The organism is Bifidobacterium breve DSM 20213 = JCM 1192 (assembly GCF_001025175.1).
Classification (GTDB): Bacteria; Actinomycetota; Actinomycetes; order Actinomycetales; family Bifidobacteriaceae; genus Bifidobacterium; species Bifidobacterium breve.
Map to the genome: position 1 here is coordinate 1,597,526 of NZ_AP012324.1, position 25,751 is coordinate 1,623,276.

23 protein-coding genes and 1 riboswitch are annotated in these 25,751 nt (G+C 58.4%); of the genes, 7 read left to right on the forward strand and 16 right to left on the reverse strand.

The genetic code is table 11. From position 1 onward, the window contains the following. Positions 1–34 precede the first annotated feature (34 nt). Complete coding sequence (locus tag BBBR_RS07005) at positions 35–817, forward strand: nitroreductase family protein (RefSeq protein ID WP_014483558.1); 783 nt, start codon at positions 35–37, stop codon at positions 815–817. A gap of 138 nt (positions 818–955) precedes the next feature. On the opposite strand, the gene BBBR_RS07010 is transcribed toward BBBR_RS07005, so the two are convergent. Then, the gene (locus tag BBBR_RS07010; protein WP_015439012.1) at positions 956–1,969 is read right to left on the reverse strand and encodes a glycosyltransferase family 2 protein; all 1,014 of its coding nucleotides are present in this window, start codon (positions 1,967–1,969) and stop codon (positions 956–958) included. A gap of 132 nt (positions 1,970–2,101) precedes the next feature. Then, positions 2,102–2,254, forward strand: a riboswitch (FMN riboswitch). A 5-nt stretch (positions 2,255–2,259) separates the two neighbouring features. Between BBBR_RS07010 and BBBR_RS07015 the strand changes: the two genes are divergently transcribed. From BBBR_RS07015 to BBBR_RS07025, 3 genes are all read left to right on the forward strand, one after another. Then, the gene (locus tag BBBR_RS07015; protein WP_015439013.1) at positions 2,260–2,916 is read left to right on the forward strand and encodes an ECF transporter S component; all 657 of its coding nucleotides are present in this window, start codon (positions 2,260–2,262) and stop codon (positions 2,914–2,916) included. Between the two features lie 10 nt (positions 2,917–2,926). After that, on the forward strand, positions 2,927–5,278 hold the full coding sequence (locus tag BBBR_RS07020) for an energy-coupling factor transporter ATPase (protein WP_003830333.1): 2,352 nt from the start codon (positions 2,927–2,929) through the stop codon (positions 5,276–5,278). A 64-nt stretch (positions 5,279–5,342) separates the two neighbouring features. Continuing rightward, entirely contained in the window at positions 5,343–5,648 is a 306-nt protein-coding gene (locus tag BBBR_RS07025) for a YhbY family RNA-binding protein (RefSeq protein WP_003830332.1), read from the forward strand. Between the two features lie 85 nt (positions 5,649–5,733). Here BBBR_RS07025 and BBBR_RS07030 read toward each other — a convergent pair whose 3' ends face one another. Next, entirely contained in the window at positions 5,734–6,099 is a 366-nt protein-coding gene (locus BBBR_RS07030) for a phage holin family protein (protein ID WP_003830331.1), read from the reverse strand. 414 nt (positions 6,100–6,513) lie between these two features. On the opposite strand from BBBR_RS07030, the gene BBBR_RS07035 reads away from it, so the two are divergent. Next, entirely contained in the window at positions 6,514–6,897 is a 384-nt protein-coding gene (locus BBBR_RS07035; protein ID WP_003830330.1) for a hypothetical protein, read from the forward strand. Between the two features lie 76 nt (positions 6,898–6,973). Here BBBR_RS07035 and BBBR_RS07040 read toward each other — a convergent pair whose 3' ends face one another. Next, positions 6,974–7,960 carry a D-2-hydroxyacid dehydrogenase gene (locus BBBR_RS07040; RefSeq protein ID WP_003830329.1) on the reverse strand — a complete coding sequence of 329 codons (987 nt, stop codon included), beginning with the start codon at positions 7,958–7,960 and terminating at the stop codon, positions 6,974–6,976. A gap of 251 nt (positions 7,961–8,211) precedes the next feature. On the opposite strand from BBBR_RS07040, the gene BBBR_RS07045 reads away from it, so the two are divergent. Then, positions 8,212–9,672: an MFS transporter gene (locus BBBR_RS07045; RefSeq protein WP_003830327.1), complete on the forward strand. Its 1,461-nt coding sequence runs from the start codon at positions 8,212–8,214 to the stop codon at positions 9,670–9,672. Between the two features lie 3 nt (positions 9,673–9,675). Here BBBR_RS07045 and BBBR_RS07050 read toward each other — a convergent pair whose 3' ends face one another. The 6 genes from BBBR_RS07050 to BBBR_RS07075 form a co-directional block, all read right to left on the reverse strand. Continuing rightward, positions 9,676–10,098 (reverse strand): response regulator, encoded by a 423-nt coding sequence (locus tag BBBR_RS07050; protein ID WP_003830326.1) that lies wholly within the window; start codon positions 10,096–10,098, stop codon positions 9,676–9,678. A 4-nt stretch (positions 10,099–10,102) separates the two neighbouring features. After that, entirely contained in the window at positions 10,103–10,255 is a 153-nt protein-coding gene (locus BBBR_RS10945; RefSeq protein WP_003830325.1) for a response regulator, read from the reverse strand. A 59-nt stretch (positions 10,256–10,314) separates the two neighbouring features. Further along, positions 10,315–11,694 carry a replication-associated recombination protein A gene (locus BBBR_RS07060; RefSeq protein WP_003830324.1) on the reverse strand — a complete coding sequence of 460 codons (1,380 nt, stop codon included), beginning with the start codon at positions 11,692–11,694 and terminating at the stop codon, positions 10,315–10,317. A gap of 102 nt (positions 11,695–11,796) precedes the next feature. Next, positions 11,797–14,367 (reverse strand): DEAD/DEAH box helicase, encoded by a 2,571-nt coding sequence (locus tag BBBR_RS07065; protein ID WP_016462438.1) that lies wholly within the window; start codon positions 14,365–14,367, stop codon positions 11,797–11,799. Between the two features lie 87 nt (positions 14,368–14,454). Beyond that, positions 14,455–15,528 (reverse strand): polyphosphate kinase 2 family protein, encoded by a 1,074-nt coding sequence (locus BBBR_RS07070; RefSeq protein ID WP_003830322.1) that lies wholly within the window; start codon positions 15,526–15,528, stop codon positions 14,455–14,457. A 59-nt stretch (positions 15,529–15,587) separates the two neighbouring features. Further along, complete coding sequence (locus BBBR_RS07075) at positions 15,588–17,069, reverse strand: aminotransferase-like domain-containing protein (RefSeq protein ID WP_003830321.1); 1,482 nt, start codon at positions 17,067–17,069, stop codon at positions 15,588–15,590. 280 nt (positions 17,070–17,349) lie between these two features. Between BBBR_RS07075 and BBBR_RS07080 the strand changes: the two genes are divergently transcribed. Further along, complete coding sequence (locus tag BBBR_RS07080; RefSeq protein ID WP_015439022.1) at positions 17,350–18,009, forward strand: LysE/ArgO family amino acid transporter; 660 nt, start codon at positions 17,350–17,352, stop codon at positions 18,007–18,009. Here BBBR_RS07080 and BBBR_RS07085 read toward each other — a convergent pair. The 7 genes from BBBR_RS07085 to aspS all read right to left on the reverse strand — a co-directional run bounded on the left by BBBR_RS07085 (position 17,993) and on the right by aspS (position 25,724). Further along, entirely contained in the window at positions 17,993–19,537 is a 1,545-nt protein-coding gene (locus BBBR_RS07085; RefSeq protein WP_003830319.1) for an acid phosphatase, read from the reverse strand. The two genes, BBBR_RS07080 and BBBR_RS07085, sit on opposite strands and share 17 nt — an antisense overlap. A 95-nt stretch (positions 19,538–19,632) precedes the next feature. Beyond that, positions 19,633–20,733 (reverse strand): amino acid ABC transporter permease, encoded by a 1,101-nt coding sequence (locus BBBR_RS07090; protein WP_003830318.1) that lies wholly within the window; start codon positions 20,731–20,733, stop codon positions 19,633–19,635. Between the two features lie 5 nt (positions 20,734–20,738). Further along, positions 20,739–21,416, reverse strand: a complete 678-nt coding sequence (locus tag BBBR_RS07095) for an amino acid ABC transporter permease (protein ID WP_003830317.1) — start codon at positions 21,414–21,416, stop codon at positions 20,739–20,741. Further along, on the reverse strand, positions 21,416–22,255 hold the full coding sequence (locus BBBR_RS07100) for a glutamate ABC transporter substrate-binding protein (protein ID WP_003830316.1): 840 nt from the start codon (positions 22,253–22,255) through the stop codon (positions 21,416–21,418). Before BBBR_RS07100 ends, BBBR_RS07095 begins: the two co-directional genes overlap by 1 nt. Before the next feature lie 18 nt (positions 22,256–22,273). Next, positions 22,274–23,116, reverse strand: coding sequence for an amino acid ABC transporter ATP-binding protein (locus BBBR_RS07105; RefSeq protein ID WP_014483547.1), 843 nt, complete (start codon positions 23,114–23,116; stop codon positions 22,274–22,276). Between the two features lie 52 nt (positions 23,117–23,168). Beyond that, entirely contained in the window at positions 23,169–23,720 is a 552-nt protein-coding gene (locus tag BBBR_RS07110; RefSeq protein ID WP_003830314.1) for a YbaK/EbsC family protein, read from the reverse strand. A gap of 204 nt (positions 23,721–23,924) precedes the next feature. Next, positions 23,925–25,724: an aspartate--tRNA ligase gene (gene aspS, locus BBBR_RS07115; protein WP_003830312.1), complete on the reverse strand. Its 1,800-nt coding sequence runs from the start codon at positions 25,722–25,724 to the stop codon at positions 23,925–23,927. Positions 25,725–25,751: the final 27 nt, after the last annotated feature.

Here is a 25,751-nt window from a genome sequence, read left to right on the forward strand (position 1 = left end):
TCATTTCCACGTGTCGCGCGCGATAATGGAATACATGACAGAACATACCCAACTTATTGATGCGGTCAACATTCGCACCGCCGTGCGTACCTATGATGACGAACCGATCGATGACGACACGGCCCGTCAGCTCGAGATGGCACTGCAGCCAATCAACCTGCTCGGCGATCTCAACATTCAGCTGGTGCGCAACCAGCCAAAGGTATTCGAGGCCAACGCCTCAGGCCATCTGACCAATGCGGCGAATTATCTGGCCATCGTTGGCCCCAAGAACGATGAGGAAGCCAGGGAACGCGCCGGCTTCTACGCCGAACGCCTGGTGCTTACCGCCACGCTGCGAGGTCTCGGCACACTGTGGGTCGCCGGCTCATGGGACAAGGACGAGGCCGCCAAGCACTGCCGTGTGGCATCCGGTCAGGAGCTCTATCTCGGTGTGGTCATCGGCCATCCCAAGAACCATCTGGAGTATCGGGCGAAATCCTATGAAGATCTCTGCGAGGCCCAGCGCACGCACCGGCCGACCAAATCGTATGAGCAGTTCACCGCCACGATGGGCGATGAAGAACGTGACTCAGCACCAGCGTGGTTCAAGGCCGGCGTCGAGGCTGCGATGAAGGCGCCGAGCGCCATGAACCGTCAGCCGATTATGTTTTCGTACAATCCAGCCGACGACACTGCCGCCGCGCATATCGACACCACAGCCGGTGACGAGCATCATGCGATGAACGACATGGGCATTGCCAAACTGCATTTCCAAATCGGCGCCGGCCAGGGCCAATGGGCATGGGGCGACGGAGGCCTATTCATCCATAAGTGACCGTTATAGTGGCTCCCAGCTTTGAGGGGAGCCACCACTGAAAGCAACTGAGGGGAGTCTCAGAGGTACATCTCCGACAGACTCCCCTCAGTCTCGCTACGCGAGCCAGTTCCCCTCATAGAGGGAGCCAAGTAAGGACTACTTCAGCGGCGGCATGGGCTTCCAATCAGGATCGTGCATCAACTTGCGCGAGTCCCACCAACCTTTGACGATCTGCACCAAGCCGGTCTTGACATGCTCCCGATCCACCATCACCAGACGAATGACTTCCTTGATGGCGGTGAGCACAGTACCCAGAGCAAAAAGCATCGGACGGAAATCGCCATACACCATGAAATACCGGGCCATATAGCCACGGTTGCGCATGATGTGGTAGCGGTTCATATCCGACGTGGAGTTGAGCTGGCGCATGCCGGCTATATCCCAGTTTCCAATCTCACGCGTGCGTCGCAACACCACATCCGGCACCACAATCGGGTTGGTGACCTTGCTGGCACGATAGCCGTAAATCGTGTCATCCCAGTAGATGAAGAATCGCGGATCCGGCAGGCCGATTTCGCTCACCACGCGGCGACTGAACAGACCGCCTTCAAAGCACAGGGTGTTCATTACACGGTATTTGGCAGGGCCGAACGCGGCAGGGGCAATCGGATTCGGAATGCCCAGCGGCACAATGAAGTCATACTGCCAGTAGAACGGGCCGCCATCGTAATCGAAACGGGAGCCCTGAATCACCTCATGCTTATCAGTCCACTTGGCAAGCTTGGCGATGGCATCGGGCAGCACGGCCACATCATCGTCCATCACCCAGAACCATGCGGCACCCAGCTCATATGCCTTGGCCACGCCAGCGGAGAAACCGCCAGCACCGCCGAGATTCTCGGACTGCGGCGCATAGACCACACGCTCCTCATTGCCTGATTGATCGGCCACGGTAGTGCCCCACTGACCGGTCACCTTGCCGGCAAAACCAGCAACCATATCCGCGGTTTGCTTGGACTGCTCATTGTCCACAATGACAATGCGCCACGGCGCCTGCTCCAGTGCCAGAATTGAATCGAACAGCACTTCAAGCAGTTGCTGACGCTTGTATGTGGTGACGATCAATGCCAGTTTGTCGATAGTGGTATTGGGATTCTTCACTTCAGCCATGGTATCCATTGTTGCACTTGACCAGCACAAACCCTCTGAACGTCTGCTGAATCTCAGCTGATTGCTGTTGATTTCCTTGCCGAAAGTGAAACGCAGCTTGCACACGTCCGGCGTATGGCGTATGAATAAGCCTGTCAGTTTCAGGGAAGGTGTAATTCCTTACTGGCGGTGATCTGCACTCCGGGTTTCATAACGGAGATGTCAGGAAGCCCGCGACCCGCGTAAGCGGCTGATCCGGTGAGATTCCGGAGCCAACGGTTATAGTCCGGATGGAAGAAACGAGGGCTCTGATGAGCATATCTTCGCGTATCCGCATGCAAGCAATCCGTTCCGTGGCGCCGCAGGCTGAAGGTGCAGGCTCCGGCTCAACCAGCACGTCTTCCAGCACCAAACTCGGCTCACACGCCACCGGCGTGGCCGATTCGGGACGCTGGTCCACACGCCGCATTGCCATGTATGCATTGTTCGTAGCGCTGGCGATGGTGACCAGCTTCATCGAATTCCCGATCACGCCGGTCACATGGCTCAAGTACGACCCGTCCGGCATCGTATGCCTGATTGCCGGATTCGCTTATGGACCGGCAGCCGCCGCGATTGTGTCCGTGCTGGGCTTCGTGCCTCATATGTTCGCCAACCCGTGGGGTTCGCTGATGGCAGTGCTGGTGGCACTGTTCCTGTCGGTTCCTGCCGCGTTCATCTACCGCAAGATTCGCACGCGCAAGGGTGCCGCCATCGGCATTCTGGTGGGTGCGGTTCTGGCTATCGTGGTGGCGCTGGTGGGCAACCTCATCGTCACGCCGATCTACGCGCACATGACCTATCAGGCAGTGGCCGCGATGATTCTGCCGATCCTGCTGCCGTTCAATCTGGCCAAGATGGCAATTCACGCCGTAATCACGTTCCTGATCTACAAGCCGGTCTCCAACCTGCTTTCCAAGCAGCAGTGAGCAACCAGCCATGGCCGAATCCACCCATAACCCCGCCTATGGCCACGCTGCCGAGCTGAAGAATATCCGTTTCAGCTACGACCGTGGCAACTCCTGGGCTTTGGATGGCGTGTCATTGACCGTTCGGGCCGGCGAGCGCATTTGTCTGGTCGGCCCGAACGGATCCGGCAAATCTACTTTTGCCCGGCTGATTGCCGGGCTGGCCGCGCCCGACGGCGGCGACATCACGTTGTTGGGGCATCGCACCTACGCCGATGCCCTGCCGAATGCCGACGAATATCGTGCGGCCCGGCGTGGCATCGGCGTGGTGTTCCAGAATCCGGAGGATCAGCTGGTCACTACCGTGCTGGAAGATGATGTGGCGTTTGGACCGGAAAATCTGGGCATTGAACGCAGCCACATCGGAGAGCGCATCGATGATTCTCTAAAATCGGTTGGATTGGTGTCCTTCCGCCAGTCCGATCCAACTCGTATGAGTGGAGGCCAACAGCAACGCGCCGCCATTGCCGGCATGCTGGCCATGAGTCCGGCCATGCTGGTGCTGGATGAGCCGACCGCCATGTTGGACGAGTCGGCGCGCGCCGAAGTGATACGTATTCTCGATGATCTGCAGGCGCAAGGCACCACCATCGTGCATGTCACACATCATCAGGATGAGACTGTGCACGCTGACCGCATTGTGCATATGGAATCCGGGCAGATCGTTGGTATCGAAGCGGTCAGCGCTCGGCCGCAAACCATTGCCAACCATCCTTCACCCGACAAGCCCCACCAGCCGGGGCGGGATGTGGCATTCCCCTTACTCTCGGATGCTTCAAACGACGACGCCACAGACCCCATCATCCGGGTTTCGCATGTGACATATCGATATCCCTCGGCCAAGCATGCGACCATCAACGACCTGTCGTTCACTATCGCGCGCGGCCAGACCGTAGCATTGATGGGCGCGAACGGCTCGGGCAAATCTACTTTGATTCGACTGCTCTGCGCTTTGGCCACACCGAGATCCGGCAGTATCGACATAGCCAACGTGCCTGTGGCAACATCCACAGGCACCGGTACACGTTCCAAATCCGCAACGCGGCAGCAGCTTGTGCAGCTTCGCCGTCATGTGGGTTATGTGATGCAGCATCCCGAACATCAGCTTTTTGCGGATACCGTGGCTGAAGATGTGGCCTATGGCCCGCGCAATCAGGGACTGGCAGAAACCGCAGTCGCCGACCGTGTTCACGAAGCACTGGAACTGCTGCACATCGGGCACCTTGCCGACCGCTCCCCTTTCGACTTATCAGGTGGACAGCAGCGTCTTGCGGCCATTGCTGGCGTTATTGCCTGCAATCCTGATGTGCTCATTATGGATGAGCCGACCGCCAGTCTGGATACGCAGGCCAAAGAGCGCATCCATGAACTGCTGCGCACCTTGAAGCAGCAAGGCGTAACCGTGTTGCTCATTACCCACGACCGAGCGGAGGCCGAGGCCCTTGCTGACCGCGTGGTGCGTATGCCGAATGCGGCGGAGCAACCGGATTCTCCGGCAAGCGATGCCCTGACTAACTCCAATACAGAAGCCTCGGCATCCAACACGACCTCCGCCTCTGCCGGTGCCGCTTTCTCGGTGATTCACCGACTTGATCCGCGCGTGAAAATGGTGGGATTCCTGGCCGCCATGTTCACCATGTTCGCTGTGAATACGCCAGTGCAACTTGTCTTGGGTCTCATGGTGACACTTGCCGTAATCGCAGCTGCCCGACTGAACCCATTATGGGTGCTCAAATCCATTCATCCGCTGCTGATGTTGATGCTGCTTATGGGCATCGTCAACCTGTTTGTGGTGCGCACCGGCACCCCAGTGGTGGCGTTTGGCCCATTAAGCATCACCGATCAGGGCGTGACCATCGCCGTGCTGTATACCTGTCGTTTCATGCTGGTCATCATTTTGGGCACGGTGTTTTTGACCACGACCACACCCACCGCCATGACCGATGCATTCGCCGCACTGATCAAACCACTGAACAGGCTTGGCGTCCACGCTCAGGAGATTGCGTTGGTGATGAGCTTGGCCCTGCGATTCATTCCAACATTGACCGACGAGACCCGAGCCATTATCGATGCCCAATCCGCCCGTGGAGGCTCCATCGAAACCGGTTCTCTGGGACAACGAATCAAAGCCATGAGCGCGATCATCGTACCCACCTTTGCCGGAACATTACGTCATGCGGATAACCTCAGTCTGGCTTTGGATGCCCGCTGCTATGAGGAGGGCATTCATCGTACGCATTGGCGCGCATTGTCCATTGCTGGCCGCGATATCGTATTCGCCGCGCTCGTCATCGCATACATTGCCTCCATTATCCTGCTCTGACGATTCAGACAGCACCGGTTGCTATGCTTCTTGAGGTATACAGCATATGTAAGGAACTATTCTCATGGCATTGACCAAGAAACAAATCAAGCAGCTACGCGCAATGGCGAATTCGCTGAAGCCCCTGTTCTATGTGGGCAAGAACGATCTGACCGAATCGGCCGTCAAGCAGGCCGATGAAACCATCGAGAAGCATGAGCTCATTAAGTGCGCCGTACAGGATGGCTCAGGGCTCACAGCCAAGGAGGCCGCCGCGGAACTTGCCGAACAATTGGGCGCCGAAGTGGTACAGTCCATCGGCAACCGCTTCGTGCTCTTCCGCCGCTCCCACCGCGATGATGTGGAGCATATCAAGCTCGTACGCGAGTGAGGTTTCGCACCACTTATCAATAGGGGCTCTGCTATGGCGTTACCACAGCAGAGCCCCTATTTTTGCTCTTGTGCAGGGACGCGCATTACTGATCGATGATGGCGCCAACGATGCTGGAGACGATGGTCAAGACCAGAGAGCCGAGCACGGACCACCGGAAGCCGTGTACAAAGACACCGACACCGAAGAGGCTGACGGCCAGCCAACTGGCTAGGCGCATAAACAGCCAGTTGATAATCAAGGTGACCAATCCAAGCGAGAGAATCGCGAATGGCAACGACACCAAATGCACAATCGGCTTGATGGAAGCATTGATTAACGCCATGAATAAGGCGAATGCGGCGATGCCGAGAATCGGAGGCTCCCCTACCGGGGTCATGCCGGGAATCACCGCAACCATAACGGCAGCGGCAATGGTCATAATCAGCCAACTGGTCAAGAAACTTCTCATGGACCTATCGTAACGTTACTCAACCGGCATGCATAGGCGCATCCAGCACAAAGGACAGAACCAGCACAACACGCTGATGCTACGCGGCTCACGGCACATTCGGCTGCTTGATATGTAGAATTTCCCCTAAAAAAATAAACATTTACTATGTTCGATTTTTCATAAAGTTAACATCGAAACTCACAGAATCACATACCCCCCCCCAATTGCGTTACCAATTCATGAACAACTTACAAAATGGCTCATTTGAGCCTTTTTCAGTGCTAGCGTTAAGAACCAGCACAGCACATTGTACGGGACTCTTCTCATAAGAGAAAGGTTATATGATGTTCGTTTTATGCACAGAACAAATATCATACTTATGAAAGGAAACACGTATGTCGGAAGAAAAAAGTCATCATCGTCAACCCGGATATGTTCGACAAGGATGCAGAATCAAAGACGGACGAAGCCAATACAGTGACCAAAAGCTTTGGAATCAGCGATGATACGCTGGCCGAGGTAGAGGACTTCAAGGCACAGCTCACCAAGCACAACGCCTGGGATCGGCCGTTCATGGGATACGTGAACGAAGACGGATACGGCTATGCTTATGTGCCGGACGCCGCCGTGGCATATGACCCGTACTGGGATTCCCATAAGGCCTTCCTCGAACTGCCGGAAGACGTACAGGCTGCTTTCGCCATCCGCCTGCTGTTCGCCCACCGTCCGGTCGACCGTTACGGTGCCAGCATGTTCCTGCACTATCAGCGTGGGTTCAACGTCAAGTTTGAAGGCGTCGGCGCGAACAACTACTGATCGAATCCTTATCCGCTGAAGCACAAAGGCGCATGACAACGAGGCCATGCGCCTTATTTATCTCCCGAACCAGACGTCAGCGACTTACGAGATTGAGCAATTCCTGCTGCTTGGCATAACGAGAAACATTGTGCAGGGCAATACGAATAATCTGCTCGGAGGTTTCTTCCAAGTGATTGCCTCCAGCCACGTGCGGCGTAATCAGACAGCGAGGCTCACCCCACAACGGGTGCTCGGCGGGCAATGGCTCAGGTTCGGTAACGTCCAATCCAGCACCATGAATACGTCCCTCACGCAGCGCCACGGCCAACGCGTCAGCATCAATGGCATCACCTCTTCCGGCGTTAATAACTACGGCGGTGGACTTCAGCTTGCCCAGGCGGGCGGCGTCCAACAGGTGGTGGGTCTGCGGAGAGCGCGGCACCGCCATAACCACCACATCCGCCAATGGCAGCAAAGCATCCAAGCGCTCGAATCCATACATTTTCTCGATGCCTTCCGCACGTACTTCCGGATGCCGTCGCACGCCAAACGTATGCATGCCTACGGACTGCGCCAGTCGACCGAAGTGAGAGCCGATGTCTCCAGTGCCGATGACCAGTGCGATGCCACCCTCAGGGCTCAGCGCGGAACCCTCGTCCTGCCAGCGGTGCTCTCGCTGGTTGAAACCATACCGGCCGAAATTCTTCATCACGGCCCACATCATGGCGAACATGTGCTCAGCGACACTACGACCATAGGCACCGGTGGCGTTGGTGATCATGACTCCATGCGGCAACACGCCTGGACGCACATAAGCATCCACACCGGCGCTGAACGTCTGCAGCCATTCCAGACGCTTGTATTGTCCGGCATCGCCGGCAGGGAAATTGCCGATAACAGCAGTGGCCTCGGCACGCAATTCCTCGGGAACGCTGGCTGACCACACCATGTCCCCACGGCGGGATTCGTCACCAACAAATTTCTGCGGCACATCGCGCGCCGCCTTGGCGAACGCCTGGCGTTCGGACTCGTTCAGTGGCAAGCAATTGACAATCAGCTTATGCGCATTCTCGATCCCCATGGTTCACCAACCTAGGCGGCAGTACGGATAATGAGAAGTTGCCGGCATGGTTATGACATCATCGGCCAGCGGGTCAGCACCTCATAACCGTGCAATATGAGTCCGCCCCGAGACGTACACTGCCTTCTGGTTTTGATCCAGAGCGTGCGGCCGTGGCACTTCGATTGCTGGCCCATCAGCACGCACAGGTACCTGCGCCGGTTGGTAAACCTTATATTCCACTTTTTGCAACCGAATGTTGAGGAGTACGCATGCCTGAGCAGCATAGTGATAATGAGAAGATTCCGGTCCGTCTGATCGGCGCGATTGTGGCCGTCGGTTCACTTGCCTTCATCGGCATTCTGACCGAAACGGTAATGACCGTGCTCTTCCCCGCCTTGATGCGCGAGTTCCATGTGGACACAGCCACCGTCCAATGGATTACCACGATTTACCTCTTGTCCGTGGCTGCCACGATGCCAATCAGCTCGTTCCTGAAACGACGTTTCACGTTGAAAACCATTTTCCTCGCCGCGGTGATTCTGGCAATCATCGGTTCACTGATCATGATTTTCGCCCAAGCCTTCCCGCTGCTGATAGTGGCACGTATCATTCAGGGCATCGGATCGGGTGTCGCCACCCCGTTGATGATCAACATTATTCTTGAGCAGTCTCCCCGAACGAAAATCGGCCGTCTTATGGGTGTTGGCTCGTTGGTCATCACAGTGGCCCCGGCCATCGGCCCGACCGTCGGCGGCGCAGTGACCACCGTGCTGCCATGGCGTGCGATTTTCGTCATCGCAATTCCGCTGGTACTTCTCGCGGCCGTTATCGGGCTCAAATGCATCGAGCAAAAGACGCCGACCGAAGCGGCATATCTTGATCCGGTCCAGTTGGGCTCCATTATTCTCGCCTTGGTCGGTCTGGTACTGGCGCTGAATCAAGGCGGCGTGGCCGTCAGCGCGGCTGTGGCCGGAGGTTCCGTCGCACATTCTGGTGCAATCGCCATTATCAGCCTGATCGTTGGCGTTGGCATGTTGATTGTGTTCGCCCTGACTTCCAAGCGGGCGTTCTCTCCTCTGCTGCGTCTGGGTATTTTAAAAGATCCGGCCGTCCTGCTTCATGCCTGCGCCTATTTGCTGCTGCCGCTCGTCGCCATCGGCTACGGCTATGTCATTACCAACGTCTCGCAGCTTTCGCTGGGCGCCACAGCGTTTGTGGCCGGCTCTCTCGTGCTGCCCGGTGCACTGATTGGCGCGGTCTGCGCCCCGCTCGGCGGCTGGTTCTATGACAAGTTCGGCGCGGTCAAACCGATTCTGATTCCGATTGGCATTGCCATTGTGGGCCCTGTGCTGATGCTGATTTTCTCAATGCGGCTTACGCCTGTGCTGCTGGCTGGATTCTATTTCATTTTCGGCTTGTTCTATGCCGTGGGTAACGCGAACGTTATGACCAGCGGCTTGTCTGAAGTCTCCCCCGAATTCAAGCCGGACGGCAATGCCATTTTCAATACGTGCCTTCAGTTTGGCGGCGCCGCCGGCACCGCATTGTTCTCCACGATTCTTTCCGTGGCCCAGGCCGGCGCAGGAGAAGAAGGCACCGCTGAGTTTGCTCACGCCACAGCCGTCGGCGGCGCTTGGACATTTGCTGCAATGACCATCATCTGTCTGATTGGCTGGGGCTGCTTGGCAGCCGCGTTCCATATTCGCACGGCTCGTAAACGTGTACAGTAATCTTTATGATGCCTTTATGTCTGAAATGACTATGGAATCGTGCGGGCTTCCGATGGATTGCAGGGATGACGCCAGATCATTGACCAGCTGTTGAACCTGCACCGTTGACGAGACATCCGCCGCATCCAGACTGGTCTGGGTCTGCTGCACCATATTCGAATAGTCGTTCCGGGACTGCTGCGTAATCTGATTGAGCAGCGAGGCGCACACCGACGTGATGGATACGCCGGAGAACACAATGGCCACCGCCAAAGTCAGTATTACGGCCAGCGCCACGGTACGGGCCTGCAGCGAGCGTCGGACCTCGGCGCGACCATGCCGCAGCAGGCGACGTAAGCTGAACCGAGAATAGAGGTTCAGACGCGGCACATTGGAGGTCTGCCGGATACGGCGTGCCACTTCTGTGCCGTCCAGACCAGGCAGCATAACATCAAGCAATATCAAGTCCGGCTTGACCGTGGGGAACATCTACCGCACGCAGTCCGTCCATGCAGGTAACGGTATGGAATCCTTTGTTTTCCAATACCAAGCTCAGCATCTCGCCAATGGCCTGACCGTCGTCCACAATGAAGATGGTCGCCATGGGTGTTTGCCTTCCCTTTCCCCGCTGTTATCGTTTCGTTATACGCTACTCCCCCGTATTCACTTCTGGTCGGGGGCTTCACCATGCAGTATCGGACGGATTCTGTCCAGACGCTGACTTACCTCATGCTCGTATCCGCGATCATTGGGATGATAATACTCGGTGCCACGCAATTCCTCGGGCAAGTATTCCTGCGGGGCCACGGCGCCAGGCCAGTCATGGGCGTACTTATACCCCTCGTGGTTGCCCCATTCCTTCATGAGTTTGGTGGGAGCATTTCTCAGGTACAGCGGCACCGCGCCAATTCTGCCGGCGTCCACATCGGCAAGCGCCTGATTAATGGCATTGTAGCCGGCATTGGACTTGGGAGCCGTGGCCACGGCGAGCGCGGCTTCGGCCAGAATGATGCGGGCCTCGGGCATACCGACCAAAGCCACGGCCTGTGCGGCCGCCACAGTGACCTGCAGTATCTGAGGTGCGGCCAGGCCGACCTCTTCGCTGGCGGCAATCATAATGCGCCGGGCGATGAAACGGGGGTCTTCACCGGCCTTGAGCATACGGGCCAGGTAATGAATCGTGGCATCCGGGTCAGAGCCACGCATCGATTTGATGAACGCGGAGATCACATCATAGTGATCGTCGCCATCCTTGTCATAGCGCACGGTGGCGGTGTCCATTACCGTGGACACGATGTCCGGGGTAATGATAGGCCGGCGGGCGCCCTTCTTACGAGCCTCATCACCGGTGACCGCACCGGCCGCCGCTTCCAGAATCGTCAGGGACTTCCGCGCGTCGCCGCCGGCCATGCGCACGATGTCCGCCACGGCTTCGTCAGTGGCCTTGACTTCGCCCTTGAGTCCGCGTTCATCGGCTAGGGCCCGTTGCACCAGTTCGGTGAGCTGGTTAGGTTCCAAGGACTCGAGTTTGACTACTACCGAGCGTGAGAGCAGCGGCTTGATGACGGAAAAGCTCGGGTTTTCGGTGGTGGCGCCGATGAAGGTGACATCGCGGTTCTCGACGGCGGGCAGCAGGGCGTCCTGCTGCGACTTGGAGAAGCGGTGCACCTCGTCGATGAACAACACGGTTTCCTGGCCACGCGACACCAGCCGTTCGTGAGCGCGCGTGAGCACATCACGCACGTCTTTGACACCGGAGGTCACGGCGGACAGTTCTTCAAACACACGACCGGATTGTCCGGCAACGATGGTGGCGAGCGTGGTCTTGCCCACGCCGGGAGGCCCGAATAGAATCACGGAGCTTGGTGCGGTGAGGCTGCCTTTGCTGGCCGGATTGGCAAGACGATGCAAGGGCGATCCCTGCCCAAGCACTTGGGTTTGGCCAATGACCTCGTCCAGCGTGCGTGGACGCATGCGCACCGCCAACGGCCGGGTCATCGACTCCGGAGCATCGGCCGCCCCAAACAAATCGTTCTCGCTCATAGTGTTCTATACTACCCCATTATTCGAACAGACGTTCGAACTTTCTCTTGGCTCTCCTCAGTCAGCTTCGCTGACAGCTCCTCTCAGGGAAGGGAGCCAAGGTCATGAGTTGCTCACCCGGTAATCGTGGAAGACTACCTCACCGGTGTCTTGGGTGGCGTCGAGATCCACGATGCCTTCGATGGTCCAGTCGTGATCACCGTCGGAATCATCGATAATCTGACGCACCTTCCACGTGTGTTCGTCGTTCTCATGCTTGCTGTCCAGCATGAAGAGTTCGGGCGAGCGCGCTTCGGCACCGATGCCCACATACTCGTGTTCGTCGTAGTAGTCGTCGAGCACGTCCTCCCATTCGTGCACGCCGTAGCCCCAATCCTTGTCGAGCGCGCCCAGCTTGTCCGGCTGATCGAGATCCATAAGCTGCACACGGCGGAACAAGGCATTGCGCACCAGCACGGTAAGACCACGACGGTCCTCGACCACCGCGCTTTTTGCGCCGGGCGCGGCCAGGGATGCCGCAGCCTCGGATTGGTCAGCCGAGTCGCCGGCATTCTCCCATTCGTCCACCAACGAGGAATCGATGGAGCGTACGAGCACGCGCAGCCACGAAATAATGTCTTCGAGCTGTTCATCGCGCTTTTCGGGCGGCACGGTGCGCGCCAATGTGCGGTAAGCGTCCGACAAGTACCGCAACAGCGTGCCCTCGGAACGGGCGATGTTGTAGCGGGCGATGTATCCGGTGAAGTCGGAGGCGGTTTCCACCATGTCGCGCACCACGGATTTTGGCGACAGCCAGTAGTCGTTCGCCCACGGCACATCATGGCGATACTGATCGAATGCGGCCTCGAGCATGTCTTCCAGCGGCTTGGGATAGGTGATCTCCTGCAGCTTGTCCATGCGCTCGTCGTAGTCGAGTCCGTCGGCCTTCATGTCGGCCATGGCCTTGTCTCTCGCCTGACGCTCCTGCGCACGCAACACCTGCTTGGGGTCTTCCAGCGTGGCCTCGGCCATCGAGATGACATCCAGCGCGTAGGTGTCCGATTCCGGATCGAGCAACTCCAATGCGGCCAACAGGAACGGGCTCAGGGGCTGGTCGAGCGCGAAGTCATCCGGCATATCGAGGGTCATGTAATAGTCTTTGCCACCATCCGCACGATCTTCGGTCTCAATGACCTCGGTATCGAACAAAGTGCGGAAGATTTCATCGGCCCGCTGGTGCAGATGTTCTTTCTGATCCGGGGTCTGCGCTGAATCATCGATAAGATCGTCGATACGAGCACGCGCATCGCCGCCTTGCGCCACTTCATTGAGCACCATAGAATGCGTGATCTTCAGATGCGGGACCAAGGTTTCCGGAGCGGCGTCGATGAGCTTGTTGAACGTGCCTTCGTTCCAGGTCACGAAGCCTTCGGGGGCTTTCTTGCGCTTGACCTTCTTGAGCTTCTTCGGGTCGCCTCCGGCCTTGGCTATGGCCTTCTGGTTCTCGATCTCATATTCGGGAGCCTCGGCTACCACCAGTCCTTCGGTGTCGAAGCCCATACGGCCGGCGCGTCCGGCGATCTGGTGGAATTCGCGGGCGCGCAGGCGGCGCATCTTGGTGCCATCGAACTTGGTCAACGCGGTCAGCACCACGGAGTGAATCGGCACATTAATGCCGACGCCCAGCGTATCGGTGCCGCAAATCACCGGCAACAGACCTTGCTGGGCGAGCTGTTCGACCAGACGACGGTATCGCGGCAGCATGCCGGCATGATGGATACCGACGCCGGTGCGCAGCAGACGTTGCAGAATCTTGCCAAAAGCCGTGGTGAATTTGACGCCTTTGATGGCTTCGGCGATGGCCTGACGCTGTTCCTTGCTGGACACGCCGGTGGAGGCAAGCGCCTGCGCGGTTTCCAGCGCGGCGTCCTGAGAGAAGTGCACCACATATATCGGTGTCTCGCCGTTGCGGAAGGCGAGTTCCACGGTTCTTTCCAGCGGGTCGAGCGTGTACTCATAGCTCAACGGCACCGGGCGTGGCGCATCGGCGATGACATCCACATCAGGTGTGTCGTTAAGATCGGAGAGCTTGTCGGCGATGGCATCCACGTTGCCAAGCGTGGCACTCATCAGCAGGAACTGGGTTTGCGGCAAGGTCAGCAGTGGCACCTGCCATGCCCAGCCACGCTCCGGGTCGCCGTAGTAGTGGAATTCGTCCATGGCCACGAGGCCCACGTCGGCATGCGTGCCCTCACGCAAAGCCTGGTTGGCGAGAATCTCGGCGGTGCAGCAGATGATCGGCGCGTCGGCGTTGATATGGCTGTCGCCGGTGATCATGCCGACATTGTCGCGGCCGAATACCTCTACCAGGTCGAAGAACTTCTCGGAGACCAACGCTTTGATGGGCGCGGTGTAGTAGGAACGGCGACCGGTGCATAGGGCGGCGAAATGCATGCCCAGCGCCACCAGTGATTTGCCGGAACCGGTAGGGGTATTCAAAATGACATGGTCGCCGGCCAGGAGATCCATAATGGCCTCTTCCTGATGCGGCCACGGCTCGATGCCTTTGACCTCTTCCACCCAGCCGAAGAACCGTTCGTAGATATCATCGGCCGTAAGATTCCGCTCGCGCTCGTCGCCGTCCCATTCGGGAGCCAAACGCCCCAGGGAACCATATTCCTTCTCGTCAGTCATAATGTCCCAGTCTACCCAGCGGCCTGTTCCAGTGGCGCGAACCACCCTCCGCCGCTTCGCAGCACCTCCCGCCAGCGGGAGGAACACTCACGCCAGTCTGCGACGGACCTCGTCGGGGTCGACTTCCGGTTCGAGCGGCGGCCAAGTCATATTCATATTCTTCAACGTGGTGCGCAACAGCTCGGAAACCACGGCGCGTGAATACCACCGGTTGTCAGCCGGCACCAGATACCACGGTGCGGCGGCAGTGCTGGTCTTTTCAAAAACCTCCTGCCAGGCGTCCATGTAGTCGTCCCATCGATCGCGGGCTTCAAGGTCGGAGATATCGAACTTCCAATATTTGGTGGGGTCATCAAGACGGCCGAGAAAATGCTTTTTCTGCTCATCCTGGCTGACCACGAGAAAGATCTTGAGAATCGCACATCCGCTGGCGGCCAGCTCACGCTCGAATTCGTTAATCTGGTCATATCGGGCACGCCATATGTCTTCCGGATAGGTGCCGTAGACGTGCGGCATGACCACATCCTCGTAATGGGAACGGTCAAAAACGGCAATCCAGCCCCGCTTGGGCAGTTCGCGCTTCACACGCCAGAGAAAATCATGGTCAAGCTCCTCGGCGCTCGGCTTGCCAAAGCCGTGATAATGGATGCCCATAGGATCGCCCTGGCTGAATACATGGCGCACGATGCCGCCTTTGCCGGAAGCATCCATGCCTTGCAACACGATCAGCAATCTTCGCGGGGAGCCTTTAACACCGTTGGCATACATGAGCCGCTGATATCGGGCGATTTCGGAGGAGCTGATGGATATAAACCGTTCCGCATCCTCTTTGCCGCCATCAAACCCCGGCGTGGAGTCGCCTTCGACATCAGTGACCTGCGTCCCCGGGTGGAACATCAGTCGTTGCGCTGGCGGCAGAGACCATACGGCACTCAGCAGTTCGCTGGATTTCGCCGCGCGGGCCAGCCGTTCGGACACGGTGGTGCTGGATTCAATGCTTTCTATGCGGTCTTCGGCGAGATTCAGCGTCCAGTCGATGCGTTTATCGCCCTTCCCCCTGCTGGGCTTATCCTTACCGTTTTTGTCTTTGTCGGATTTGACGACACCACCCAACTTGCCGTTTTTACCCACCTTATTTGTCTTTCCGTCTTCCTTGGCCATGTCACCGATTGTACGCTTCGCCGGATTCGCGCGTCCCGGACTTCACCGACGGCTTGGCCTCATAGGACTTCGCGAACCACTTGCGCAAGCACATCCACCGATGCCTCGAATTCCTCGGGCGTGGTGTAGGCATAGCTCAGGCGAAGGGAGTTGTCACCTTCGAAATCGTAGATGTCGCCGGGATTAAGCAGCACGCCGCGCTTCAAGGCTGCTTGGAACAGGCGACTGGTGCGCACCGGCTGTTCGAAGGTCAGCCACACATAGAATCCGCCATCCGGCCGGCTCCAGTGGGCCCGGCCCAAGAAATGACGCTCCAGGGATTCCATCGCCGCATCCCTGCGACGGTGTAGCTCCCGTTTGAGGTCAACCAGATACCGGTCATACAGACCGCTGGTCAAGAATCGGGCGAAAGCCCACTGGCTGAGCAGACTAGCGCCGTAGTCCATCTGCATTTTCACATCAGCGAGTCGTTGGACGATTGGCTCATTGGCAATAATCCAACCGATGCGCAGTCCAGGAGCCAACGATTTCGAAGCGCTGCCCAAGGTGATGACCATACCGGTCTCATCCATGGTCTTCAACGGCTTCGGCATCTCGTCGCCGAAATACAGGTCCTGATAGGCGTTGTCTTCGATAATCGGCAATCGATTCGCCACGCAGCAGTCGATGAGGTCATGCCGGTGCTGATTGGTCATCGTCACGCCGGTGGGGTTGTGATTGGTGGGAATGGTGTAGAGCACGGCATCCGCGCCCTTGCCCGATACAGCACGGTATTCTCCCAATGCATGTTCAAGAGCGTCGGCGCGAAGCCCCTGGTCGTCCATCGTCACGCCGGACAAGCGCATTCCGGCCGATTGGAACACCTGCAATGACTTGATGTAGCTCGGAGCTTCGGCGAACACCGTGCTTCCTGCAGACAGCAGACTCACGGAAATCAGCTGCAGAGCCTGCAACGCGCCGGAGGTGATCAGCACCTGGGCCGGCGTGCAGTTCACCCCCGAGCGGCACATATGCGCGGCGATCGCCTCACGCAGCACGGTCATGCCCGCAGGAGGCGGATAGCCCAGCGAATCTATCTCCTGCGCGGCTTCCGTCAGCACCTGTTTCCACATATCGCGCGGGAACAGTCGCGGATCCAGCTCGCCGGTGCCCAGTCGTGCGATATTCGGCGCGAACTCCATGCGGTTGATGGTCTGTATCGTGGCGTTGTTCGCTTCAAAGAACCCGGAGGAGACGTAGTCGGCCCAGTCCGGGGCACCCGGCAACATCAACGACCACGTATTGCTGACGATGCGCGTACCAGCGCCATGCAGGCCTTCCACAATACCGTAATCGGTCAGTTCAGTTATAGCGGCGATAACCGTGGACCGATTGACGCCAAATCCTTCTGCCATGGCTCGCTGCGAGGGCAATCGGGCACCGATCGGCCATACGCCACTGGAAACCTGATGACACATGTAGTCCACGATTTGCTCGGTGACCGGCACATTCGACGTGCGATCCGGCTTCCAGTCGATAACCAACGGCGCTATTCGTGCCATACCTCTCCTCTTCCTATGCTGCGAGCGCAGACCCGCAATCCGCACAACTAGGATTACGCCAACGTCTCATGCCCATATCCACATGTTTGGTTGAGTGACAATGCTGCCATTTGGCTGGTTGTCAACCGCAATCCACTCCTTAGAATAATCCACGGAAACATGAAGATGCACGGTTTTATTGAATTATTACGCGCATCGCGCTCAGTCGCACAATATGTTTGGCTGGGTCAGACATGACCAGCCAAACACAATTGGCTGGTATTTAAGGGAGCAGAGATTCATGGGGTTCTACTTGCAGGGACTGACGATGGGACTGGCATACGTGGCGCCAATCGGCATGCAGAATCTGTTTGTCATCAACTCGGCACTGACCAAGACAAGACGCAAGGCCGTGTTCACAGCAATCATCGTCACCATATTCGACGTGGCACTGTCCCTGTCATGCTTCTTTGGCGTGGGCGCACTCATGCAGCGGTATGAGTGGCTGCAGCTGGCCGTGTTGGCTGTGGGAGGTGCGGTGGTAATCCGCATTGGATTGGGGTTGATCTTTCCGGGATTGTTCCGCCATGGCAACGACTCGACATCCCACAGCACCGCATCGACCACTGACGCTGAGATCACGGACAAGCGAGCCGACGGATTGGCGAAAACCGTCACTACTGCATGCGTAGTCACATGGTTCAACCCTCAGGCAATCATTGACGGCACGTTGATGCTGGGCGCATTCAGCGCCACATTGAGCGCTTCGCAGGCATCTCCATTCATTATTGGAGTAGAAAGCGCATCCGCATTGTGGTTCTTGGGACTCACTTTGGTAATTTCGGCGTTCAGCCAGCGGTTCAGCCCAAAGATCATCAACACGCTCAACAAGGTGTGCGGCAGCATCATCGTACTCTACGGCATCAAACTGCTCGTCGAATTCATCATGGCCGTACTGTAGACGATTCAGCGCGCTTCTTTTCGCTGCGTTTTCCCATTACGGCCTTGGTCGCGCCGGCACCAAGTATCGTGACCAGCACGCCGGCGCCCACCATCAACGCCGGTCGTTGGGCGGCATGCAAGACGGCAAGGTCGGGGCCAGCTGAGACGGAGCTGTTCTCACCGGCTGCGTTATCCGACGCAGGGTGTTTGCCGATGTTGGCATATTGGGCATTAATCACGCTCGGACCGGTGAGCGTCACATGATCGGCGGTTTCGACTTTGGACACATCGCCGTTCTTGTCTAATGTGACGCGGGCGCATAGGGCCTTGGCCCAGTTGATGCGCTGCCAGCCATCGCTGGATTGCCACAATGGGTAGCCGGAGTCCAAGGCAGTGGCTTTGAGAATCGCATTGCGCTGATCAGCGTGCAGTTCGGGATAGGCCAGTCGCAGCACGTCCGCGGCACCGCGTGGGGCCATGAAATCAACACCGGATTGGGAGGTATTCTGCGGAAATGTGTAGGTAAGGCGCGCGGTGTACACGCGTACGGCAGAGGCCTGATCTTTGACCGGTTCGCTGGCTACGGAATCAAGAAAACCGTTCGTGTAACCGCCCGCGCCATTGGCTTTGACATTGGCGATACAAGCGGCGAGTGTGCTTCCGTGTTCGTCCGCCTGGCATCGCTCGGTCAGGTAGCCGCGCAACTGACGGGCTGCGGGCACGATGGACGAGCTGAATTCATTGTGCCAGTACTGCCCGTTTTGTGCGGAGGCGCCGATGCGACCGCCCATGATGTCGAGCGGATAATGCACACCCAGAACAATGCGGTTATTGCCGGCCTCCGAAGTGCGGGCCATGATTTGCGGAGCCAGTTCGGGAATCATGCCGGCCAATGCGATACCCCACGAATAGGCGCCAGTAGTATGCCCGGACGGATAGGAGCTGTTCTTTTGCAGGTTCGAGTAGCCGGGCACGTGCTCAAGCCATGAGGGCGACTGTTTGATATTCAGTGTGGCGGAAAGCCCGGCAAGATCATTGGTGCCGCCAAAGCTGCTTTCTGCACGGTTCAGATACGGTCTGGGATGCATGGCAGCGCGTTTGGAAGCATAGGTGGATGCCGCATTGAAGGAGAACACATCGGCCACAGCGTTGAGTTTGCCCTGCTTGAGGCCTTCGCTCATATATGCGCCGAGCACTGGCCCAAGCGCATCCGGCATGGTCTCCTCGGCTTGCAGATCGGAATCGACAAGGGCTCGTTTGCGCTGAGCGTTGAGACCCTTGTTATCGAGGTCTTCTGCGGCTTTGTGGTTGATCGCCACGGCGAGATTCTGGTCAAGCTCCATCGTTTTGGCGTCGAGTACCTTGCCACCATGCGCGGCATCGGTAGGCGCCTGCCAATAATCCTTCTCATAGTCGGAGAGCAATGCCACCCAGTCGGGGTTGGGCAGCTGGTCGGCTTGTGCGGCGGGAACCGGCATGGCCACCAGTATGAGCGGCATCAGCAGCACAATAACGACAACGGAGGATAGGCGCCGGAACATCTTCATATGTTCCAACCTATCCTCCGTTGAGGCTACGTAGCCGAGTCTCAGCCAAACACTTAGTAAATTCTTCGTGCCGGCTTAGCGGTGGCTGAGTTGTGTCAGCCTTCTGGTTTGTCTTCAGACTTCAGAAATGCCGGAAACTCGCCGGTGTTTGGATCGGTTTGCGATTCGGGATGGGCGACGTCATATCCCTGTTCGTACCGGGTGCGACGCCAATTGCGGATCGAGGCATTGGTGCCGCGATGATGCACGTGATACTTGCGCGGTGCACCGCCGAACGGCAGCTCCTCAACTTCCTTGGCCACTGCAATCTGGTTGACATTGGACGGGTCACCCGCGGCAATCGGAGCCAACGGTTCAGGTTCGGTGGGCGCGGCCGTACGCTGCTGCATACGTGAAGGCAACCACTCGGCCAGGCGAGAGAGCAGCCAGCAGGCGACGAAGTAAATCACCGCGGCCATCACCAGCGTTTGCAGGATGTTGAAGTACATCGAGCCGAGTCGGCGGGATTCCTGCAGCAGATCGGTGTACATGATGATCGACCCCAGTGCGGTGTCCTTCAGCACCACGACCAGCTGGGTGACGGCGGCCGGCAGCATGGCGTAGACGGCCTGCGGCACCTCGATCTGAATCAGCGACTGCGTTTCGGTCAGTCCCAAGGCGAGCGAGGCCTCGCGCTGACCGCCCGGCAGGTTGCCAACGCCGGAACGCACTAGCTCGGCGACCACCGAACCGTTGTACAGCACCAGGGCCAGCACCACAGCCCAATAGGACGGGCTGGGCAGGCCCGCGAAGGCGAACCATCGCCAGAAGAAAATCATGAGCAGCAGCACGGGGACTGCACGGCAGAACTCGACGATCACGGCGGAGATGCCACGCACCAACGGGTTCGGCAGCAATCGGCCCACGCCGAATACCAGACCGAACACCACAGCTCCCACCACGGCGAGAACGGTGGCCTTGATGGTCATCCATAGGCCCGGCAAGTAGAAGTCAGTCCATGCTTCACGTTCGACGGCGGGCTTCCACAGTTCCCAGCTCAGCTGGTTCTCGCCGTCAGGCGGATTGTGCAGACGCATAAGCACCAACACCAGCACGGCCACGAATATGAGGGCCGCAATCCAGTTGACGATACGAATAGTGCGGCGGCCCTTGGGACCGGGCGCATCGAAGAGTACGGAATTCGAGGTATCAGCCATATCCGTCACCTCCTTACGGCGAGCTTGTTGGACAGATACGTGGTGAGCATGCCGATGGGGATGATCAGAATCACGTAACCGAGTGCGAAGATCAGGAAGATCTGGACGATCACGTCAGGGCGAAATTCAATCATCTCGCTCATCAGCGAAGACGTCTCGGTGGCCACGGATGCGGCGGCTGCCACGGTGGAGTTCTTGAGCAGTGCGATCAGCGTGTTGCCGAGCGGCGCCACAGAACCGCGGAAGGCCTGCGGCAGAATGATCTCAGTGGCGGACTGCATGAAGCCCAGACCCAGCGCGCGGGCGGCCTCGGCCTGGCCTAGCGGCACGGTATTAATACCGGAGCGCAGCGATTCGCATACGAATGCGGCCGTGTACAGGCTCAGGCCCGTGACTGCCAGCCAGAAGAAGTTCGTGGCGAAGGTGTCGGAGAAGCTGAGCTTCAGCTGCGCGTAGGCACCGAGCACCATGAATACCATGATGATGGTCAGCGGCAGGTTTTTGAACAGTTCCACGTAGGCACCGGCCACGGTTCTCAGGGATGAGATCGGCGAGATGCGCATGACGACAAGGATCACGCCGAGAATCATGGAGAACAGCGCGGACCACAGGGTCAGTTCGATGTTGACCAGGAAGGCGCCAAGTACGTCATACTGGCTGAAGAGTTCCAGGAATCCGTTCATCAGTTCTTCTCCCCCTCGTCTGGAGTGGGCGGGTTGTAGCGCACGTCGGGCGTGTAGTTGGTGCCCTTGGTGTTGTCGCTGATGGCGTTCTCCCACGAGCCGTCTTGGATCATGTCCACGATGGCGTTGTTGATCTTGGTGGCCAGCTGGGTGTTGCCCTTTTTGATGCCCACGCCGTAGTATTCCTGCGTGAATGGCTTGCCGACCACCTTGAGCTTGCCGCGCGAGGCGGAGGCCAGGCCGGCCAGAATGATGTCATCGGTGGTCACGGCGTCCACGATGCCGGAGAACAGTGCGGTGGCGCATTCGGCGTAACCGGGCTGCTCCATAAGCTGGACTTCGGAGGCGAACTTTTCCTTGACGGTGGCGGCGGAAGTCGAACCGGTCACGGAACAGAGCCTTTTGCCATTAAGGTCTTCGGGGCCGTTAATCGAATTATCATCCTTGCGCACCAGCAGATCCTGGCCGGCCACAAAGTATGGACCGGCAAAGGAGACGGCCTTCTTGCGTTCGTCGGTAATCGAGTAGGTGGCGAGAATCATATCCACGTCGCCGTTCTGGATCATGGCCTCACGTTGCTTGGAGGGAGCTTCCTTCCAGATGATTTCATCCTCGGAGTAGCCGAGTTTTTTGGCTATGTACTTGGCCACGTCCACGTCGAAGCCCACGTAGGTGCCGGACTTCTTGAAGCCCAAGCCGGGCTGATCGAATTTGATGCCGATACGAATTTTGCCGGGCTCATCCTGTCCGCAGGCGGCCAGCGACATCGTGCAGGCCACAGCGGCGAGCGCGGCGACCACGCGGCAAGCCCTCCGTTTGAATGTATTGGTGAATGTCATATCGCAAACCCCCGTGTCTCAGTGGGTGAGGATCTTCGAAAGGAAGTCCTTGGCGCGTTCGGTCTGCGGATGCTCGAAGAACTCGTCAGGCGTGTTCTCTTCGAGAATCTGACCATCGGCCATGAATACGATGCGGTCGGCGGCCTTGCGCGCAAAGCCCATCTCGTGGGTCACGCAAATCATCGTCATGCCTTCGTGGGCGAGCTCGACCATCACGTCAAGCACTTCGTTGACCATTTCCGGGTCAAGGGCGGAGGTGGGCTCATCGAAGAGCATGACCTTAGGCCGCATGGCGAGCGCGCGGGCGATAGCCACGCGCTGCTGCTGACCACCGGAAAGCTGGGACGGCATCTTATTGGCCTGTGAATCGACACCCACGCGGGCAAGCAAATCCATGGCCAGCTGCTCGGCTTCCTTCTTGTCCATGTGACGCACCTTGATGGGCGCGAGCGTCACATTCTCAAGAATGGTCTTGTTGGCGAACAGGTTGAAGGACTGGAACACCATGCCGACTTCGGCGCGGAGATTCGCGAGCTCCTTGCCTTCCTGCGGCAGAGGCTTGCCGTCGATGCGAACATCGCCGGAATCAATGGTTTCAAGCCTGTTGATGGTGCGGCACATCGTGGATTTGCCGGAGCCTGACGGGCCGACGACCACCAGCACCTCACCCTTGGTGACGGTCATGTTGATGTCCTTCAGGACGTGTAAATCGCCGAAATGCTTCTCGACGTGGGTCAGCTCGACCAGAGGGCGGTTCGGATCCTCATTACCGGGCACCAGAGGAGCCAGAGGAGCTTCGCCTTGGGATTCTTCTCGCGTCGTGCGCGAACGTACTGCTGTTTCGTTGTTCGTTTCAGACATGAAGAGGAGAATAGCATACAAGGGTTTCCAATGTATACACAATAATGGATGCTCAACCGCGAGGTCTACCCAATGCGGAGACGAACTGGACGCCGGGGATATCGGCGAAAATGGAGCCATCGACCACCAGTTTGGACGGACGAACGCCAGAGCCCAAATACAGTTTCGGAATCGACAGAATGTGCTGGTCCACCAGCAACGGCCAGTCGCTGGGCAAACCTATCGGCGACATGCCGCCGGATTCCATGCCGGTGGCCTCCACGGCAGCGTCGATCGGCGCGAAACTGACTTTGGAGACCTCCAGCGTGTGCTTGACCACGCCGTTCAGATCGGCGAGGGTATCGGCCGTGACGAATGCGGCGGCGAAGTCCGGCGGCGCCTTGCGGTTTTTATGCGTGTACACGACCACCACATTGCCAGTGATCTCGAACGGAATGCCGTATTTCGGGCACCACAGGTCGGTGTCCGATTCCTCGTCCGCGTTGATGGTCACGCCCAGAATCTTGCTTTCCGGCACGCCTGCCGCCACCAGCCCATTGAGCTTGTCGAACACCGGCTTGGCCAGCAGATCCCCATCATGCCAATCCAAAATCTCCAACGTCATATATGCCTCCCCTTTTTTTCGGACATAGTGACCCTCAGAATAACGAAAGCGCCAGCGGCACATGCCACTGGCGCTATTCGTATTACCTATGAAGCGCTATCAGTCTGCGAAAATGAATCTACGCGTGCGAAAAACCGCCGTCCGAAGCCGAAGGCGCACTGAGATGCGTCGAGTGCTGAGGAAAGGCGGTATACGCTCCGTAGATTAGTTTTCGTCCGCGTCCGGGTCGTAGTCGACGCCGGTCTCGGCGCGCTGCTCGTCGGAGATCGGGGCCGGAGCACCGGTCAGCGGGTCGCGGCCGCCGCCGGCCTTCGGGAAGGCGATGACGTCGCGGATGGAGTCGGCACCGGCCAGGATGGACACGGTACGATCCCAGCCGAGGGCCAGACCCGCGTGAGGCGGAGCGCCATACTTGAAAGCCTCAAGCAGGAAACCGAACTTCTCATCGGCCTCTTCCTTGGTAATGCCGAGAACGTCAAGCACACGAGCCTGGATGTCGTCGCGGTGGATACGCACGGAACCGCCGCCCATCTCCTCACCGTTACAGACGATGTCGTAGGAATCGGACATGGCGTGCTCGGGATCCTTGTCGAACTTGTCGATCCAATCCTTGCTCGGCATGGTGAACGGGTGGTGCATGGAGGTCCACTTGGAGTGGCCGACAGCCACATCGTCGTCGTCCGGATCATCGGTGGGCTTGAACAGCGGGAAGTCCACAACCCAAGTGAAGGCGAACTTCTTCGGATCAAGCAGGCCCTCACGGGAGGCGAGTTCCACACGCACGGCACCGAGCAGCAGCTGGGAGGATTCGCGGGAACCGGCGGCGAAGAACACGGCATCGCCTTCCTCGGCACCGACAGCCTCGCGCAGACCGTTGCGCTCTTCATCGGACAGGTTCTTGGCGACGGGGCCCTTCAGCTCGCCGTTCTCGCCAAAGACCACGTAAGCAAGGCCCTTGGCACCGCGCTGACGGGCCCAATCCTGCCATGCGTCGAACTGACGACGCGGCGTGGCGGCACCGCCCTTGAACACCACGGCACCCACATACGGGGCCTGGAACACGCGGAACGGCGTGTTCTTGAAGTAGTCGGTCAGCTCCACCAGCGGGTTGCCAAAGCGCAGATCCGGCTTGTCGGAGCCGTACTTGTCCATCGCATCCTTCCAGGTGATGCGCGGCAGCGGCAGCTGGACCTCATAGCCGGCGGACTTCCAGATGGCGGCGATGACCTTCTCGGTCATGGCCATCACGTCTTCCTGGTCCACGTAGGCCATCTCCATATCGAGCTGGGTGAACTCGGGCTGACGGTCGGCGCGGAAGTCCTCATCACGGTAGCAGCGGGCGAGCTGGTAGTAGCGCTCAACGCCGGAGACCATGAGCAGCTGCTTCAACAGCTGCGGGGACTGCGGCAGGGCGTACCAGGAGCCAGGCACCAGACGGGCCGGTACCACGAAGTCGCGGGCGCCTTCCGGGGTGGACTTGATGAAGGTCGGGGTCTCGACCTCGGTGAAGTCCATGTCCTCAAGCGCATGGCGAGCGGCCTTGGCCATGTCGGAGCGCAGCTTCAGGTTGTGCTGCATGGACGGGCGACGCAGGTCGAGGTAACGGTACTTCAGGCGCACGTCCTCGCCGGGCAGCTTGTTCTCGGACTCGTTCTCGAGCGCGGTGGACACCTGGAACGGCAGGGCATCGGCCTTGGCGAGCACCTCGATGGATTCGGCCACGACCTCGATCTTGCCGGTGGCCAGATGGGTGTTCTCGTTGCCGTCCGGGCGCAGACGCACGTCGCCGGTGACCTGAATCACGAACTCGCTGCGCAGCGGGCGGGCCATGTCCTCGTCGTAGATGACGACCTGCACCAGACCGGTGGCGTCACGAAGGTCGATGAAGGCCACACCACCGTGATCACGACGACGGTCGACCCAACCGGCGAGGGTGACCTTCTGGCCGACCAGGGCCTCGGTCACTTCAGTGGCATGATGTGTTCTGTAAGCCGTCTGGCTCATTGTCTTAGTTCTCCTCGAATTTTCGCG